Raw genomic sequence first — 15,813 nt, forward strand, 5'->3', positions numbered from 1 at the left:
TTATTCGCCTTGTATTAATACATAACCACTGCCACGCATGGTTTTGATTCGTTCATTACTAACGTGTTCTGCAATCTTTTTACGGATGTTGCTGACATGCATATCGATTGAACGGTCAAAAGGGGCAAGGCGTCTACCAAGGACTTGCTCACTTATTTGTTCTTTGCTGATCACCTCACCTGCATGTTGTACTAGCATGGCAAGGATCTCATACTCAGTGCCGGTGAGGCTTAGTACATTGTCTTTAACAGAAGCCTCACGAGTTGCGAAATTAACATTGATGCTGTTAACACTCAATGAGCTGGCCTGTTGGCTCGATAAGCTGTTGATATGCTCGATGCGACGGGTAATTGCTTTAACGCGGGCTAGCAGTTCTCTGTGGTTAAATGGTTTAGGAATATAATCATCTGCGCCTAGCTCTAAACCAAAGATACGATCAAAGTCTTCACCTTTAGCGGTTAGCATGATCACTGGAGTAAGCTTATGTTGTCTTAACTGCTTTAACACTTCAAAGCCATCCATAGATGGCAGCATCACATCAAGCAATATTAGCTCATAGTTATGCTTTATAGCTTGTTTTAGGCCTTCAGCGCCATCATGAACACACTCTACTGTAAAACCTTGTGCTGATAAGTACTCGCTGAGTAATTCGCACAATCCTGTATCGTCGTCGATCATTAATAGTTTCATTCTGACACCTAGCTATTTATTTCTTTAAGGTTATTTTACTCAGTAAATTGTGTAAAAGTGAATCTTTACACAACCTTTACACTGGTTTGCGTTCCTTTGCATTGAACTAGTTATAGTTAACCCATCAGTCGGAAACGACAACAGAGCACAACCCAACAAAAGGTAATGATTATGACTATTTCAAATAAGCTTTCTAAATTCGTACTTGTTTGTGGTTTAGCAGCAGCGAGTGTCGGTGCTACTTCAGCAATGGCGAAAGGTGACTTTAACCGTGGGATGAATCCACAAGCACGTTTTTTACTTTCTGAGCGTGGTATTGATAAATTACAACTTACAGAAGATCAGCAAACGCAACTTAAAGCGATTTTTGCCGAGCAGAAAACACAATTTGCAGCACTGCGTGGTGATAAAGATGCAATGAAAGCCGCTCGTACTGCACACAAAGAGAAAATGGATGCATTATTAGCAGCTAAAACATTTGATGAAAATGCCGCATTAGAACTAATTAATGCGCGTCAAGAAAAAGGCCAGCAGTTTGCAATGCTAAAAATGAAATCTGATCATGCCATTTGGCAGGTTTTAAATGCAGAGCAGCGCGAAAGCTATCAAGAGATTAAAAAGCACCTGCGTAAAAAAGGTCACAAAAAGGGTCACCATGGTCCACGCGGAGAGCGCAAAGGTGAGCGTTCTGAAGGTTAATACCAAATTACTATTAATATAAAAAATGCGGCAAATGCCGCATTTTTTATATTTGACGCTTTATTCTTTAAAGAATGAATCATCGTTTTTAGCTAGCATCGCTTCGATATCTTCAATCATATCTTGGCTCAAATCATTAGCATTGCTAATTGGGCTAGAAATTTTATTGTTCTCAAACGACCACTCACCTAAATCTATTAGCTGGCAGCGTTTTGAACAAAATGGACGATGTGGGCTTTGTTCTGACCATTCTACTTTGGCTTTGCATGTTGGGCAGTCTACAACTGTTGGCATGATATCACTCTTAATTAAGCTCTTTCGTCAGATCTTACTGAACAGTTAGTTGAGAATCCAGTAACGAATTTGTTTAGAAACTCGTTACTCGGTTTATTTCAGCCAGAGAGGTAACACCATCGGCGGCTTTTTTTAGGCCTGATAAACGTAGATCATTAAAGCCTGAGCGAAGAGATACTTCAGCGATTTCGAGTGAGTTACCACCACGCATAATAATTTGCGCTATTTCAGGGGTAATTTGCATTACCTCGTAAATACCAACTCGACCTTTATACCCTTCAGTACAGCTGTCGCAGCCTTTTGGTGCGAATAACTGAACCTCATTGAGCTTGTCTTTATCAAAACCTTGGCGAATCAATTCTTCATCAGGCAGTTTTTCTGGTGTTTTACACTTAGGGCAAAGTCGTCTTGCTAGACGCTGCGCAATAATAAGACTGATTGAACTTGCGACGTTATAAGCAGGTACACCCATATTTAAAAGACGAGTAAGGGTTTCTGGTGCTGAGTTGGTATGCAGAGTCGATAATACCAAGTGACCTGTTTGTGCCGCTTTTATTGCAATTTCAGCGGTTTCAAGGTCACGGATCTCACCAACCATGACGACATCGGGATCTTGTCGTAAGAAAGCCTTTAATGCATTGGCAAAGGTCATGTCTGCCTTTGGATTAATTTGTACTTGGTTAATCCCTTCAAGGTTGATCTCTACTGGATCCTCAGCAGTACTGATATTACGCTCTGGCTGGTTAAGAATATTCAAACCAGTATAAAGTGATACGGTTTTACCCGAGCCCGTTGGACCGGTTACTAAGATCATGCCCTGCGGCTGTTCAAGTGCATCCATGTAGAGTTTTTTCTGCTCTGGTTCATAACCAAGTACATCGATACCTAGCATAGCACTTGATGAGTCGAGAATACGCATTACGATTTTCTCGCCCCAAAGGGTAGGTAGCGTACTTACACGGAAGTCGATACTTTTACGTTCAGTGATTTTAAGCTTAATACGACCATCTTGAGGTTTACGCTTTTCTGCAATATCAAGTCGAGACATAACCTTAATACGCGCCGACAAACGGCTCGCTAAGCTATTGGGTGGACTTGCCATTTCATGCAAAATACCATCGATACGAAAACGTACACGGTAACGGTGTTCATAAGGTTCAAAGTGTAGATCCGATGCACCTTTTTTTATCGCATCCATCAAAATTTTATTGATGTAGACAATAATAGGCGCATCGTCTTTGTCTTCATCTTTGCTGGTTAAGTCTTTAGGAGCTTCGGTTTCAAGATCGCCAAGTTCTTTAAACTCATCTTCACTTAAGTGTAAACCGCCTGCAGCATCAAGTAATTGTTCTATTTTATTTTCGAGCTGAACGTAATCAACAACAACTACTTCACATGAAAGACCAGTACTAAATTCAAAGTTTTCAAAGGCTCCGTAATCGGTTGGATCCGAGGCGGCAATGTAGAGTTTACGGCCTTTTTTTACTAAAGGCAGAATGTGGTGTTCACGAATGAGTTTGTCTTTAACAAGTTCTTCAGAAATGTGTGATACATCAAAATCTTTGATGTCAAAATAAGGGACTCTGAAAAGATCTGTGCATTGCTCTGCTAGCTCATGGCCAGCCATACCACATGTTTTAGAAATTAGCTCCGCAGTCGAGCTGTATTCGCGCTGCTTTGATTTTACGGTCTCTGCATCAATGCGACCTAGAGTGATAAATTTTCGAAGTAGCGGTGAGTTAATATTCATTGCGCACCTAGTTTGATCCTTTATTTGCCACAATCTAACAGAAAAAGTAAAACGGTTACATCAGTCTTGTCTGATTTTGGAAAAATTGCAAAATAAATTAACCATAAACTCAAATGTTTAGCTAGTTAATTGGTACTTTGGTATTGTTTTTCTGTGGCTGCTTTTTTACAAAAATAAGTATTTAAATCAATAATATCGTTAAATTAAAGTCAGGTATTTCTCATGCAACTTTTGTACATCAATTTTTACCTCAGAAAGAAGGCGGTTATTATCTAATGTATCTGTCGCTTTTTGTTGCTTATCTGCTCTGGGCATTTGTGAAGCGATGATTTGCTTAGCTAATTCAACAGAGATATTGTCTCGAGCTGTGGTTCTCGTTATTTGCACTTCAACAGGAACATCTATCAATAGAGTATGATCACAGAATTGATCTAGGCCATTTTCAAAAAGTAGAGGCGCAACTAATATTACATATTGGCTGGTGGCTTGCTGTAATTGAGCGAGCATTGACTCTCTAATAAGCGGATGCAATAAATTATTTAGCCATTGCTTTTGTGATTCATCAGCAAAGATAATTGCTCTTAGTTTTGCACGATCAAGGCTGCCATCAGTAGTGAGTATCTCATCACAAAAGTGTTCAGTAATTTTTTCAAGTCCCGTTGAACCTGGCTCAACGACCTCTCTAGCCACGATATCAGCATCAACCACTTGAATGCCAAGCTCTTCAAACATGGCGCTTATTGCACTTTTCCCTGATCCGATTCCACCCGTTAATCCTAAAATCCAGCTTGCCATAATCAGTAGCCCAAATAATTAAAGTAGTAAGCTTGAATTTGCTCACCCCAAAGCAAGGTTAGCCAACCGGCAATGGCAAGGTAGGGCCCAAATGGAATTGGCGTGGTTTTATCTTTACCTTGAATAATGATTTGCGCAATACCGATGATGGCACCGACCACACTTGATAACAGCACTATGGTTAAAATATCTTGCCAACCTAATAGCGCACCAAACACAGCTAATAGTTTAAAGTCGCCATATCCCATACCCTCTTTACCTGTGGCTAACTTGAATAGCCAGTAGACACTCCACAAGCTTAAGTAGCCAATTGCTGCGCCAATAATAGCGTCGCTTGGAGCAATGGTAATATCCATAGTGGCTGCAATCAGTGCCAACCATACTAAAGGAAGGGTTAGTTGGTCGGGTAGTAACATGTGATCTATATCGATAAAGGTTAAAGCGACTAAAACCCAGGTAATAAATATATAAAGCAGAGCAAGCTTAGTTGGGCCAAAAATTACAGCGACAATTATGCTTAAAACTGCTGTGAGCATTTCCACAATAGGGTAGCGTACAGATATTGGTGATTGACAATTTGCGCAGCGACCTTTTAATAATAGCCAACTTAGCACAGGGATATTTTGCCAAGCTTTAATCGGAGCCTTGCATTTTGGGCAGGTTGAATTAGGTTTTACTAAATTAAAGGGAGCTTGTTCTGTTTGCTGTTTTGAGCTGACTTCATCGGCCAATACAATACGGCATTCCGTTTGCCATTCTCTTTTCATCATCAGTGGTAAACGATAAATCACCACATTTAAAAAGCTACCAATACATAGGCTTACTAAGCCTACAGTTAAAAAATAAAACCACTGCTGACTTTGCATCGCAGTGGTTATATCAAGAAAAAAGTTTTCCATTAAAATACCTAACATCTGACCATTTAGAGGCCGAATTTATTTCGCTGTGTTGAACTGTTTTTATTATTTATTTTATATAGCAAGTTATCAACTAGCGTTTTGAGTTTTGCTTACAGCCATGTGTTAAATCACCGACCCTAACTGGAATATAGGCAAGTACATAGCAACAATTAAACCACCAACCAGCACACCTAATACAGCCATAATGAGTGGCTCAAGTAAGCTTGATAAACCGTCAACGGCATCATCAACCTCTTGCTCATAAATAGTTGCGACTTTAGCAAGCATGCCATCAAGTGAGCCAGACTCTTCACCAATGGCTACCATTTGGATCACCATATCGGGGAATATTTTAGAGTTACGCATTGCCCAGTTCATTAAATTACCTGAGCTCACTTCTGCTTTAATTTCTAAAATTGCATAGCGATAAACCGCATTACCAGAAGCACCCGCAGCAGAGTCAAGTGCATCAACCAGAGGTACACCAGCAGCAAACGTAGTTGATAAAGTACGAGCGTAACGCGCAACCGCCGCTTTATTCAAAATCATACCAATAACGGGGAGTTTTAATATGGCTCTATCGTTAGCATCTCTGAGTTTTTTACTTTTTAATAAAGCTTCTTTATAAGCAAAACCTGCGGCGATAATTGCAATTAGAATTATCCACCAATATTCCTGCATGAACTCGGAAATACCAATCACCATTAAAGTAAAGCCCGGCAACTCAGCACCAAAGCCATTAAAGATATCTTGGAATTGTGGCACTACAAATATAAGTAGAATAGAAGTTACAATGACTGCGACCACCAAAACCGCAATAGGATAAAACATGGCCTTTTTAATTTTCGATTTTAATGCTTCGGCCTTTTCTTTATAAAGCGCAACACGGTCAAAAATTTTATCAAGAGCACCCGACTGTTCACCTGATGCTACAAGGTCGCAATATAAATCATCAAAATAACGAGGGTGTTTACGGAGCGCTTGAGAAAGTGGCACACCGGCTTTGACTTCATCACCTATGCCTTCCATTAATTTAGTAATACTTTTATTTTTTGTACCGCTCCCTATCATCTCAATAGTTTGTATAAGGGGAACACCAGCCATCAGCATAGTGGCAATCTGTCGTGTAATTAAAGCGATATCTTTTGGTGTAATTTTTTGTACAGATTTAATGCCAAATAAAGGTTTTGCTTTGCGTTTTACTTTAGAAGGAGTGATACCTTGTTTTCTAAGTTGCGCTTTGACTAAGGCAATACTTTGCCCTGAAAGTTCACCTTCAAGTTTTTTACCTCGAGAGTTAACACCTACCCACTGAAAGGTATCTAAGTCAGCTTGTTCAGATTGCTTTGCCATCTACATTTCCATTAACTAATAGGTAAGGTACATTTTTACAATATTTTGATTTATCTTTAAATTGATCTTTGGAAAACAAAGTGCATAGTTCTTTTAATAAAGCTTTTGCTAGTACTTTATTTTGAAAGTCACTATATTTGTAAAGCTTTTCTTCTTCTAAATCAGTAATAAATAGAGAGTTATTTAATTCAGGGTATATTGATAGTTGCCATTTATCAAATATTACACCTCTTTGTTTAATGTTAACAAGATCTTCATAAATAGTGTCTTTTATAACAGCTCTGCCTTGCTTATCAATATTATATAAGCTAATGCCTTTTCTAATCGTATCTTTTAAGTTTATAGAGCCATTACTATTAAAGCTTGGTTTTAGAGAGCTTTCTAAAGGAATGCTCCTTTGAGATTTTACTTTGAAAATACTTTGCCCATCAAACTGTTTAGGTTCTGGCAGTTCAAGTATATCAAATACAGTTGGAGTTATGTCTGTTAGGGCAAAGTTAAAACTTTTATTCTTAACAGTTCTTTTTAATTCATTACCTTCTCTAAAAACTTTTAAAGATAATAAAACATTGAATTGTGATCTTGATACAATAGAGTTTCCATGGCCTGGAATATTCATAGAATCGTTCCCATTCCTTGGTTGGTCAACATTTCTACCAAAACTTTCACCGTGATCTGTAATTATAAAAACTATAGAGTCATTTAATAAACCTTCTTTATTTAAATGCTCCATATATCTATGAACTTGCTTATCAGCAAGCTTAATTGAATCAATATATTTTCCATAAGTGTCTTTACTGTCACTGGTGTTATATTTTGTTTTATAAGGCCAGTGGGGAAGAGTGAAATGTGAAGATATAAAAACTGGAATACCTTCATTTTTAATTTTATCTTCCAATTCATTGCTAAAACTTGTTGGAGAATAATTTTTCCATGAGCCTCTATTATTATAAAGTTGAGGCATAAGATCTTTCAATAATGGAAGTTGAGATGTAATGGCTAGCATAGGGTTTTCTACAAGTTGTGAAAGTACTAATTCATCAACGGTTTCAGGTGGGCCGATAACTTTATCGAAGTAGAAAGAGCTATCAATATGACTGAATCTTCTTTCATCTAATGAAAAGTATGTTTTATAGCCAATTTTCTTTAGAAAGTACGGGAGAGTTTCTTTTAAGTTTAAAAGTTCTAAATTAGTTAGGTTTAATCTAGCTCCGTTTGAAGTAGGATAATCTCCTGTAAGAATGGTTACCCAAGAAGGGAATGTTCTGGCCACATGTGTATATGTGTTTGGTAAATGTAGAGATGTATTAACAAATTCGTGAATAAATGGAGTGTTTTCTTTATTTACTAAAGCTGTATTTAAAGAATCAATACCAATAATAATTACATTTTTGTATTTTGGAGGCGCATATTCTTTTTCTTTGGATAAGCTTTCTATTTCCATAGGTTTAATAAATGCAATTATAGATAGCAATAGAATAGTTTTTATTCTATTTTTCTTTATAAAAAAAGAGAGGGATAAGGAGGTGACTATGGTAATTGATAAAAATAAAGCTAGATATTGGTTAGTCCAAGCTTTGTGACTGAAAAATAAATTTGGATAAACAAGACTAGTAATGCTTAGTATTAAACTCGTAATAATGAGCCAAGATACAATAATCAAAAATATATCGGAAAATTTATTTTTAAAAAATGTTTTTACATTGCTGGATATTATATTAGCAATAAAGCTAAAAAATAATAAAGAGAGGGTTATTCCAATTATAAATTTAAAAAAATATAAAATAATTGGAAAAGTAAATTGAAAGTTATCAAACTTGTCTTTGAAGTTTGTTCCTTTAAACTCAAAATCTGGGTAGTTTAATATCCAAATAAGTGTAAATAGTATGAAAAGGGTTGTTGAAATAAGAAAGTGTATTCGCATAAGTGTAGTTAGCTCAAGTATAGTTTTGCTAAACTTGAGCTATATTTTTTTTAACGACAGTTAGCTGGTACATATTTGTCGTCAACAGTACCAGTGTTACATGTCCAAGTTATAGTACCGCCAGTTGATGCTACAGAAGGAACTAATACTAAAGTTGCGTCATCAGTAACCTTACTGTTAAAAGTTACAGTAATAGCGCCACCTGCACCAACAGCAACAGTTTTTACTGCATTACCAGTCATATCTCCGCTATCAGGTAAACCTGCTAATGCATTAGAAGTAGGCATTACACCTTGAGATACATAGTATTCAGTAACCGCACCTTTGGCTCCAGCAGCTAAACCCATACCTTCACTAACGTGTGCGCGTTTTGTGTAATCTTGATACGCAGGCAGAGCTACTGCAGCCAAAATACCGATGATTGCAACTACAATCATTAATTCAATTAGGGTGAAACCCTGTTGGTTTTGTTTTGTCATTTGTTCCTCTCCTAAAGGATATGATGATTTTGTAAGTTTAGCTGTAACTTCAGCGTTGTAAACCAAGGCTCAATTTACAGGATAAATCTTACAGTTTTAATTAAAACTTCTTTAAATAAAGCTTGATCGATAACATAAAACTCTTAGAACTTCCCATGTTCTGAAAACATTAATTAACTTTAGCATTATTCAATGATTTTGAAAGCTATTTTCCTGTTAGCTAGAGGTTTTTTCAGAACTTTCCTACTTTAGTTTGAGACAGGTCAAGCTAATTCAATTATTGCACTGTTTGATATGGCATCCTTGCTAATACTTTGAAGAGTGAAACTAAAATGTGTGTAATAGCCTAGGGTGCAGACATACTAAAGAGTGATATTTTGCCGTATAAATGTTTGTTTTTTGTTACTATTACAAGCTTTATACGTATTTAATGCTTTTTTTATTTCGTTGTCAACGGATTAGGTAAGCATTAAATACGTGGCTAGCTATTTTTAAGCACTAAAACGCATTGAAAGGTCGATTGATTGTAAATTTTTTGTAAGTGCGCCACTTGAAATAAAGTCAACGCCAGCCTGCGAATAGGTTTTTAAGGTTTCGAGTGTCATGTTGCCAGATACTTCGAGCTTTGCTCGCTTGTCTGTCAGCACGACTGCTTGTTGAATTTGTTCGACTGTAAAGTTATCAAGCATGATGATATCAGCACCTGCTGTGATTGCTTGCTCAAGCTCATCAAGTGACTCCACCTCAACCTCAACTGGTTTTGTAGGGTGATTGATTTTTGCTTGAGCTACTGCTTTATCAATACCGCCACAGGCAGCGATGTGGTTTTCTTTAATTAAAAACGCATCAAACAAACCGATACGATGATTCGCGCCGCCGCCACATTTTACAGCGTATTTTTGTAGCGCACGTAAACCTGGAATTGTTTTACGTGTGTCGAGTAACTGCGTAGTCGTGCCCTCAAGCTCTTTTACGTAATGAGCAGTTGTTGTTGCTGTACCTGAGAGTGTTTGTACAAAGTTAAGGGCTGTGCGCTCTGCAGTTAAAATTGCGCGAGCTGAGCCTGATGCTGTAAAAAGTGTGCTATTTGCAGCTACTTTGTCGCCGTCATTTACAAGTACTTCAACGTTTACTGTAGGATCGACTTGGTTAAAAACTTCTAAAATAATGTCTTTACCACAAAATACGCAGTCTTCACGGGTAATTACCTTGGCATTGGCTAGCTCGTTTTCTGGAATTAGTTGCGCGGTAATATCACCGTCATTTGCGCTTTGGTAATTTAAATCTTCATCAAGGGCAAGTTTTACCAGTTGGCTAATTAATGTGTGTGGGACTGACATGTCGAAAGCTCATTGTTTATTAATAAATTGGCGAAATTTTACTATGTTTAACCCCTCAATAGAAGACAAAGATTGGCTACAGTAAAGTATCCCCACTGTTACTTTAAGTGATTGAATCAAAGCAACTAGACCCTGAGATTTTAACCCTTTACACTATTTAACTTTATTGTCATCGTTAGTTTTTAATATGCATATAAATGAATTGGGTCAATTAAACAATGTGTTACAAAGGCCCTGTACACATTACGATGAACGCCCAGAAGGCGAGGTGTCATTGCTTGTTATTCATAATATCTCATTGCCAGCAGGGCAGTTCGCAACGCCTTATGTTGATGATTTATTTATGGGAACAATTGATTGTACGGCGCATGAAAGCTTTGCTGATTTAAAAGGCTTAAGAGTGTCAGCACATTGCTTTATTCGTCGTACCGGTGAAGTTATTCAGTACGTGCCTTTTGAGAAACGAGCTTGGCACGCCGGTATCTCAACGTTTGAAGGTAGAGAGCGCTGTAATGATTTTAGCGTGGGTATTGAGCTTGAAGGTGCAGACACCAAAGCGTATACCCAAGCCCAATATAATGCATTACACTTAGTGACTAAGGCGTTGATGGCAAAGTACCCTGAGATAAACCGTTCGCGCATTGTTGGCCATTGTGATATTGCGCCGGGCAGAAAAACTGACCCAGGTGCGAGTTTTGATTGGCAATACTATTTTGATTTAGTGTTTTAGTTAAAGGATATAGGTAAAGGCATGATCTTAATTTCAATAATTATTGCTTTGGTGATTGAGCGTTTAGGAGCTCGAGCAGATTATTGGCAAATCGGTTTTTATGCCAATAGATATCTTAAACACTCGCAAAAACAACTCTCAGAAAAAGGTTTATTTAATTCGCCAATTGGCTTTTTGATTTGGTTAATGTTGCCTGTCGTTGCCGCAGGTTTAGTCTATCAACTCTCTGATTTTATTATTTGGCAGCTGGCAGTGAATGTTGCTGTGCTGCTGGTTTGTTTTGGCTGTGCTAAACAACGTGCTTTATATAAGTCTTACTTAAATGCGTTAACCCGCAACGACCAAGAAGCGGCTACCTTATATGCATTACAAATGGGTCAAAAGAAAACAGAAGATGATCCTCAAGGTGAGACTTTTGGCCAAACTCTAGCTTGGCTAAATTTTCGCTTTTACTGTGCAGTTATTTTTTGGTTTGTGGTTTTAGGTGTGCCTGGCGCAGTTCTTTATGCGCTAGTTCGAACTTTTGCTGATAAAGTCAGAGACGACCATAAAGTGGCGTACGCTAAGCGTTTTAAACTGATCCATAGCTTATTGTTCTGGCTTGATTGGTTACCTGCACGAGTTGCAAGCTTTGGTTATTTAGTGATTGGTAACTTTAATAAAGGTACCAGTTGTTGGCTCAAATATGTGCTCGACTTTTCAGTGAGTAACCGCAAAGTTGTTACGCAAACCGCACTTGCCGCTGAGCAAATAGAGCAACAACATTTTGGTTGTACTTATGAAGCTACTTGCATGATGAAGCTTGTAAAACGAAATGTATTGTTCTTTTTAGTGATCATCGCAGCACTTACTTTATTTGGTGGTTTGGCGTAGTGTGTAAAGTTAGCGAGTTGAAAGAGTAAAGCTTGTTGTATAACTTTATTCATTAATTGCTCTACTAATGCACTTCGATTAAGTTCTGATTTTTTCAGCACTGAAGTGCATCCTACTTCGAATATTTTTCAGTACTCAATTCAACGACGCGGGGTAACCCCGTTGTTACAAAGCTACTCAATTCAACTAACATCTAAAACCTGACCTCTAAAAGCTTTTGTCGCTCAATCTGGTCTGACCATTTATTTTTTATTGTTTTTTCCTTCAGAAAAAGCCACTTTAATCCATACTGTTTAATCTTTAGACGAATTACGTTAGGGTGTAACTAGGCGCTGAACGTAGTGAAATTGACAGAAATACGGGTTTTTGATAACGTATGCGACAAATTTGGTATGACCAATTTACCTTTTTGGTCAAAGCACAAGGCTAAATACCCGATATTTATGGGGTTAGCGCATAACAATGCGGACGTTAATAAATGTCTTTAAAGATTAAAGCAGCAAAATTATCTGATGTAATTTTACAACAACTTGAGAATATGATTCTTGAGGGGTCGTTGGCGCCAGGCGAAAAGCTGCCTCCTGAACGTGAATTAGCGAAACAATTTGAAGTATCGCGACCTTCACTGCGTGAGGCGATTCAAAAGCTAGAAGCCAAGGGGTTAGTAACGCGTCGCCAAGGTGGTGGAACGTTCGTAAAAAATCAGCTTGAAGAGGGGCTCACTGATCCGCTTTTTGATTTGATTAGTAAGCATCCAGAGTCACAATTTGATTTACTCGAATTTCGTCATGCCCTTGAAGGAATCGCAGCATATTATGCAGCTATGCGTGGCACAACGAATGACTTCAAAAAAGTAAAACAAAGCTTTGACAACATTGCGCTCGTTAATGACGACATTGTGCAAAAAGCAAAAGCAATTAATGCATTCCATTTTAGTGTGGCAGAAGCGTCTCATAACGTGGTACTGCTACATTTAGTACGTGGTATGCAGGCCTTGCTAGAGCAAAATGTATTACAGAATTTAACTGTACTGTTAAAAAAACCACAGATCAGCCAGCAGCTCGCAGAACATAGACGACTGTTGATGGATGCGGTTATTGAAGGAAACCCAGAGCAAGCACGTCTTGCTAGTAATGCTCACTTAGCCTTTATCGAAGAAGCCTTACTTGAGGCTGGCAAAGAGCATTCGCGGATTGAACGTAGTTTAAGACGCACCAAACAACATTAAGCAAGTGATTAGCTAAGTTTAGTTAACTACTTAATTTTAAGATTTATTAAAATAATTAGTATTTTAAACATAAGGAAACCTCCATATGTCTGAAGTCAATAAAATTGACGTAGACGCGCTAGAAACACAAGAGTGGTTACAAGCCCTTGAGTCTGTTGTGCGTGAAGAAGGTGTTGAACGTGCTCAATTCTTACTTGAGCAAGTGTTAGAGCAAGCCCGTTTAGACGGTGTTGATATGCCTACTGGCACAACCACTAACTACGTTAATACCATTCCGGTAGATCAAGAACCTGCTTACCCAGGTGACGTAAACATTGAACGTCGTATTCGTTCAATCATTCGTTGGAATGCGATCATGATCGTATTACGCGCGTCGAAAAAAGATCTAGACTTAGGCGGCCATATGGCGTCTTACCAGTCTTCAGCTGCATTCTATGAAGTATGTTTTAACCACTTCTTCAAAGCACCAAACGATGTTGATGGCGGTGATTTAGTTTATTACCAAGGTCACATTTCTCCAGGTATCTATGCACGTGCATTTGTTGAAGGTCGTTTAACTGCTGAGCAGCTTGATAACTTCCGTCAAGAAGTTGATGGTAAAGGTCTTCCTTCATACCCACACCCTAAGTTAATGCCTGAATTCTGGCAGTTCCCTACGGTATCTATGGGTCTTGGTCCAATTGCTTCAATCTACCAAGCTCGTTTCTTAAAATACCTAGACGGTCGTGGCTTAAAAGATACTAAAAACCAACGTGTATACGCTTTCTTAGGCGACGGTGAGATGGATGAGCCAGAATCACGTGGTGCAATCTCATTCGCTGCGCGTGAGAAGCTAGATAACCTATGTTATCTAATCAACTGTAACCTACAGCGTTTAGATGGCCCAGTAATGGGTAACGGTAAGATCATTCAAGAGCTTGAAGGCCTATTCAAAGGTGCAGGCTGGAACGTGATTAAAGTTGTATGGGGTAGTGGTTGGGATATCCTACTTGCTAAAGATACATCAGGTAAATTACTGCAGTTAATGAACGAAACGATTGACGGTGATTACCAAACATATAAAGCAAAAGACGGTGCATATGTTCGTGAGCACTTCTTCGGTCGTTATCCAGAAACAGCAGCACTTGTTGCTGATATGACTGATGAAGAGATCTTCGCACTTAAGCGTGGTGGTCATGAGCCTTCTAAACTTTACGCTGCATTCAAAAAAGCGGAAGAAACTAAAGACCGTCCAACTGTAATCCTTGCTAAAACTGTAAAAGGTTACGGCATGGGTGAAGCGGCTGAAGGTAAAAACATCGCGCACCAAGTTAAGAAAATGGACATGACCCACGTTGAGCACCTACGTTCACGTTTAGGTCTACAAGACTTAGTTTCTGATGAAGAAATTAAAGACTTACCATACCTTACTCTTGAAGAGGGTTCTGAAGAGTACAAGTATCTTCACGCTCGCCGTGAAGCGCTTCAAGGTTACACACCTAAGCGTATTCCTAAGTTTACTGAAAGCTTAACATTGCCAGAAGTTGACGCGTTCAAGCCACTACTTGAAGAGCAAAAACGTGACATCTCTACAACAATGGGCTTTGTACGTGCACTTAACGTGTTACTAAAAGACAAAGGCATTGGTAAAAACATCGTTCCTATCATCGCTGATGAAGCGCGTACATTTGGTATGGAAGGTTTATTCCGTCAAATCGGTATTTACAACCCGCATGGCCAAAACTACACACCACAAGACCGTGACATTGTTTCTTACTATAAAGAAGCAACATCAGGTCAGGTACTACAAGAAGGTATCAACGAGTTAGGTGCAATGTCATCATGGGTTGCTGCTGCAACATCATACAGCACTAACGATTTACCAATGATCCCATTCTACATCTACTACTCAATGTTTGGTTTCCAACGTGTAGGTGATATGGCGTGGATGGCCGGTGACCAACAAGCACGTGGTTTCTTACTAGGTGCTACGGCAGGTCGTACTACACTAAACGGTGAAGGTTTACAGCATGAAGATGGTCACAGCCACATTCTTGCTAACACGGTTCCTAACTGTATTTCTTATGATCCGACATTCGCATACGAAGTAGCGGTAATCATGCAAGACGGTATCCGTCGCATGTACGGCGAAGAACAAGAAAACGTGTTCTATTACCTAACGCTAATGAACGAAAACTACCATCAACCAGCAATGCCAGAAGGCGCTGAAGAAGGTATTCGTAAAGGTATCTACAAGCTTGAAACTGTGGCTGGCGATAAAGCGAAAGTACAGTTACTAGGTTCAGGTACTATCATGATTGAAGTGCGTAAAGCGGCACAAATCCTGAGCGAAGAGTATGGTATTGGTTCAGATGTATTCTCTGTAACGTCATTCAATGAGTTAACGCGTGACGGTCAAGACGCTGAGCGTTTCAACATGCTTAACCCTGAAGCAGAACAAAAGACTGCTTACATCACGAACGCATTAACTGATGCCGTGACTGTTGCTGCAACAGACTACATGAAGAACTACGCAGAACAAGTTCGTTCATTCGTACCAAGTAGCAACTACAAAGTGTTGGGTACTGATGGTTACGGTCGTTCTGATAGCCGTGAAAACTTACGTCGTCACTTCGAAGTGAATGCTGGTTATGTTGTGGTTGCAACACTATCTGAGCTTGCTAAACGTGGTGAAGTTGAGAAGTCAGTGGTTGTTGAAGCAATCAAGAAATTCGACATCGACACAAACAAAGTTAACCCGCTATACGCATAAGAGGTTC

General features: G+C 38.8%; 14 protein-coding genes. 5 read left to right on the top strand and 9 right to left on the bottom strand.

All coding sequences use genetic code 11. The annotated features are described in order from the left end of the window. Entirely contained in the window at positions 1-690 is a 690-nt protein-coding gene (locus BIZ38_RS10955) for a response regulator (protein WP_054550979.1), read from the bottom strand. Positions 691-861: 171 nt separating this feature from the next. Here BIZ38_RS10955 and BIZ38_RS10960 point away from each other — a divergent pair, with 171 nt between their 5' ends. Continuing rightward, the gene (locus BIZ38_RS10960) at positions 862-1,389 is read left to right on the top strand and encodes a Spy/CpxP family protein refolding chaperone (protein ID WP_166340462.1); all 528 of its coding nucleotides are present in this window, start codon (positions 862-864) and stop codon (positions 1,387-1,389) included. Positions 1,390-1,449: 60 nt separating this feature from the next. Here the strand turns inward: BIZ38_RS10960 and yacG are convergent, their stop codons facing one another. The 8 genes from yacG to nadC all read right to left on the bottom strand — a co-directional run bounded on the left by yacG (position 1,450) and on the right by nadC (position 10,223). Next, complete coding sequence (gene yacG, locus BIZ38_RS10965) at positions 1,450-1,683, bottom strand: DNA gyrase inhibitor YacG (RefSeq protein WP_054550981.1); 234 nt, start codon at positions 1,681-1,683, stop codon at positions 1,450-1,452. A 73-nt stretch (positions 1,684-1,756) separates the two neighbouring features. Then, positions 1,757-3,433, bottom strand: a complete 1,677-nt coding sequence (pilB, locus tag BIZ38_RS10970; protein WP_138602174.1) for a type IV-A pilus assembly ATPase PilB — start codon at positions 3,431-3,433, stop codon at positions 1,757-1,759. A 198-nt stretch (positions 3,434-3,631) separates the two neighbouring features. Beyond that, positions 3,632-4,228, bottom strand: coding sequence for a dephospho-CoA kinase (gene coaE, locus BIZ38_RS10975; protein WP_187490267.1), 597 nt, complete (start codon positions 4,226-4,228; stop codon positions 3,632-3,634). 2 nt (positions 4,229-4,230) lie between these two features. Beyond that, complete coding sequence (locus tag BIZ38_RS10980; protein ID WP_187490268.1) at positions 4,231-5,127, bottom strand: prepilin peptidase; 897 nt, start codon at positions 5,125-5,127, stop codon at positions 4,231-4,233. Positions 5,128-5,250: 123 nt separating this feature from the next. Further along, positions 5,251-6,480, bottom strand: a complete 1,230-nt coding sequence (locus BIZ38_RS10985; protein WP_187490269.1) for a type II secretion system F family protein — start codon at positions 6,478-6,480, stop codon at positions 5,251-5,253. Then, a complete protein-coding gene (locus tag BIZ38_RS10990; protein WP_187490270.1) occupies positions 6,464-8,404 on the bottom strand; it encodes a sulfatase-like hydrolase/transferase in 1,941 nt (646 codons plus the stop codon). The genes BIZ38_RS10985 and BIZ38_RS10990 overlap by 17 nt, the downstream gene beginning before the upstream one ends. Before the next feature lie 50 nt (positions 8,405-8,454). Further along, complete coding sequence (locus tag BIZ38_RS10995) at positions 8,455-8,883, bottom strand: pilin (RefSeq protein WP_187490271.1); 429 nt, start codon at positions 8,881-8,883, stop codon at positions 8,455-8,457. Between the two features lie 491 nt (positions 8,884-9,374). After that, positions 9,375-10,223 (bottom strand): carboxylating nicotinate-nucleotide diphosphorylase, encoded by an 849-nt coding sequence (gene nadC, locus BIZ38_RS11000; RefSeq protein WP_187490272.1) that lies wholly within the window; start codon positions 10,221-10,223, stop codon positions 9,375-9,377. A 187-nt stretch (positions 10,224-10,410) separates the two neighbouring features. Between nadC and ampD the strand changes: the two genes are divergently transcribed. From ampD to aceE, 4 genes are all read left to right on the top strand, one after another. Beyond that, entirely contained in the window at positions 10,411-10,953 is a 543-nt protein-coding gene (gene ampD, locus BIZ38_RS11005; protein ID WP_187490273.1) for a 1,6-anhydro-N-acetylmuramyl-L-alanine amidase AmpD, read from the top strand. 21 nt (positions 10,954-10,974) lie between these two features. Next, a complete protein-coding gene (gene ampE, locus BIZ38_RS11010; RefSeq protein ID WP_166340475.1) occupies positions 10,975-11,826 on the top strand; it encodes a beta-lactamase regulator AmpE in 852 nt (283 codons plus the stop codon). Between the two features lie 478 nt (positions 11,827-12,304). Next, positions 12,305-13,054, top strand: a complete 750-nt coding sequence (gene pdhR, locus BIZ38_RS11015) for a pyruvate dehydrogenase complex transcriptional repressor PdhR (protein ID WP_036965924.1) — start codon at positions 12,305-12,307, stop codon at positions 13,052-13,054. 85 nt (positions 13,055-13,139) lie between these two features. Next, positions 13,140-15,806, top strand: a complete 2,667-nt coding sequence (gene aceE / locus BIZ38_RS11020) for a pyruvate dehydrogenase (acetyl-transferring), homodimeric type (protein WP_187490274.1) — start codon at positions 13,140-13,142, stop codon at positions 15,804-15,806. Positions 15,807-15,813: the final 7 nt, after the last annotated feature.

This window comes from Pseudoalteromonas sp. BZK2 (genome assembly GCF_014349195.1).
GTDB classification, from domain to species: domain Bacteria; phylum Pseudomonadota; class Gammaproteobacteria; order Enterobacterales; family Alteromonadaceae; genus Pseudoalteromonas; species Pseudoalteromonas simplex.

Coding starts and splice junctions, on each gene's coding strand:
- nadC (WP_187490272.1), bottom strand. CDS start 10,223: ATGTCAGTCCCACACACATTAATTAGCCAACTGGTAAAACTTGCCCTT.
- ampE (WP_166340475.1), top strand. CDS start 10,975: ATGATCTTAATTTCAATAATTATTGCTTTGGTGATTGAGCGTTTAGGA.
- ampD (WP_187490273.1), top strand. CDS start 10,411: ATGCATATAAATGAATTGGGTCAATTAAACAATGTGTTACAAAGGCCC.
- coaE (WP_187490267.1), bottom strand. CDS start 4,228: ATGGCAAGCTGGATTTTAGGATTAACGGGTGGAATCGGATCAGGGAAA.
- pdhR (WP_036965924.1), top strand. CDS start 12,305: ATGTCTTTAAAGATTAAAGCAGCAAAATTATCTGATGTAATTTTACAA.
- aceE (WP_187490274.1), top strand. CDS start 13,140: ATGTCTGAAGTCAATAAAATTGACGTAGACGCGCTAGAAACACAAGAG.
- BIZ38_RS10980 (WP_187490268.1), bottom strand. CDS start 5,127: ATGGAAAACTTTTTTCTTGATATAACCACTGCGATGCAAAGTCAGCAG.
- BIZ38_RS10995 (WP_187490271.1), bottom strand. CDS start 8,883: ATGACAAAACAAAACCAACAGGGTTTCACCCTAATTGAATTAATGATT.
- pilB (WP_138602174.1), bottom strand. CDS start 3,433: ATGAATATTAACTCACCGCTACTTCGAAAATTTATCACTCTAGGTCGC.
- yacG (WP_054550981.1), bottom strand. CDS start 1,683: ATGCCAACAGTTGTAGACTGCCCAACATGCAAAGCCAAAGTAGAATGG.
- BIZ38_RS10985 (WP_187490269.1), bottom strand. CDS start 6,480: ATGGCAAAGCAATCTGAACAAGCTGACTTAGATACCTTTCAGTGGGTA.
- BIZ38_RS10990 (WP_187490270.1), bottom strand. CDS start 8,404: ATGCGAATACACTTTCTTATTTCAACAACCCTTTTCATACTATTTACA.
- BIZ38_RS10960 (WP_166340462.1), top strand. CDS start 862: ATGACTATTTCAAATAAGCTTTCTAAATTCGTACTTGTTTGTGGTTTA.
- BIZ38_RS10955 (WP_054550979.1), bottom strand. CDS start 690: ATGAAACTATTAATGATCGACGACGATACAGGATTGTGCGAATTACTC.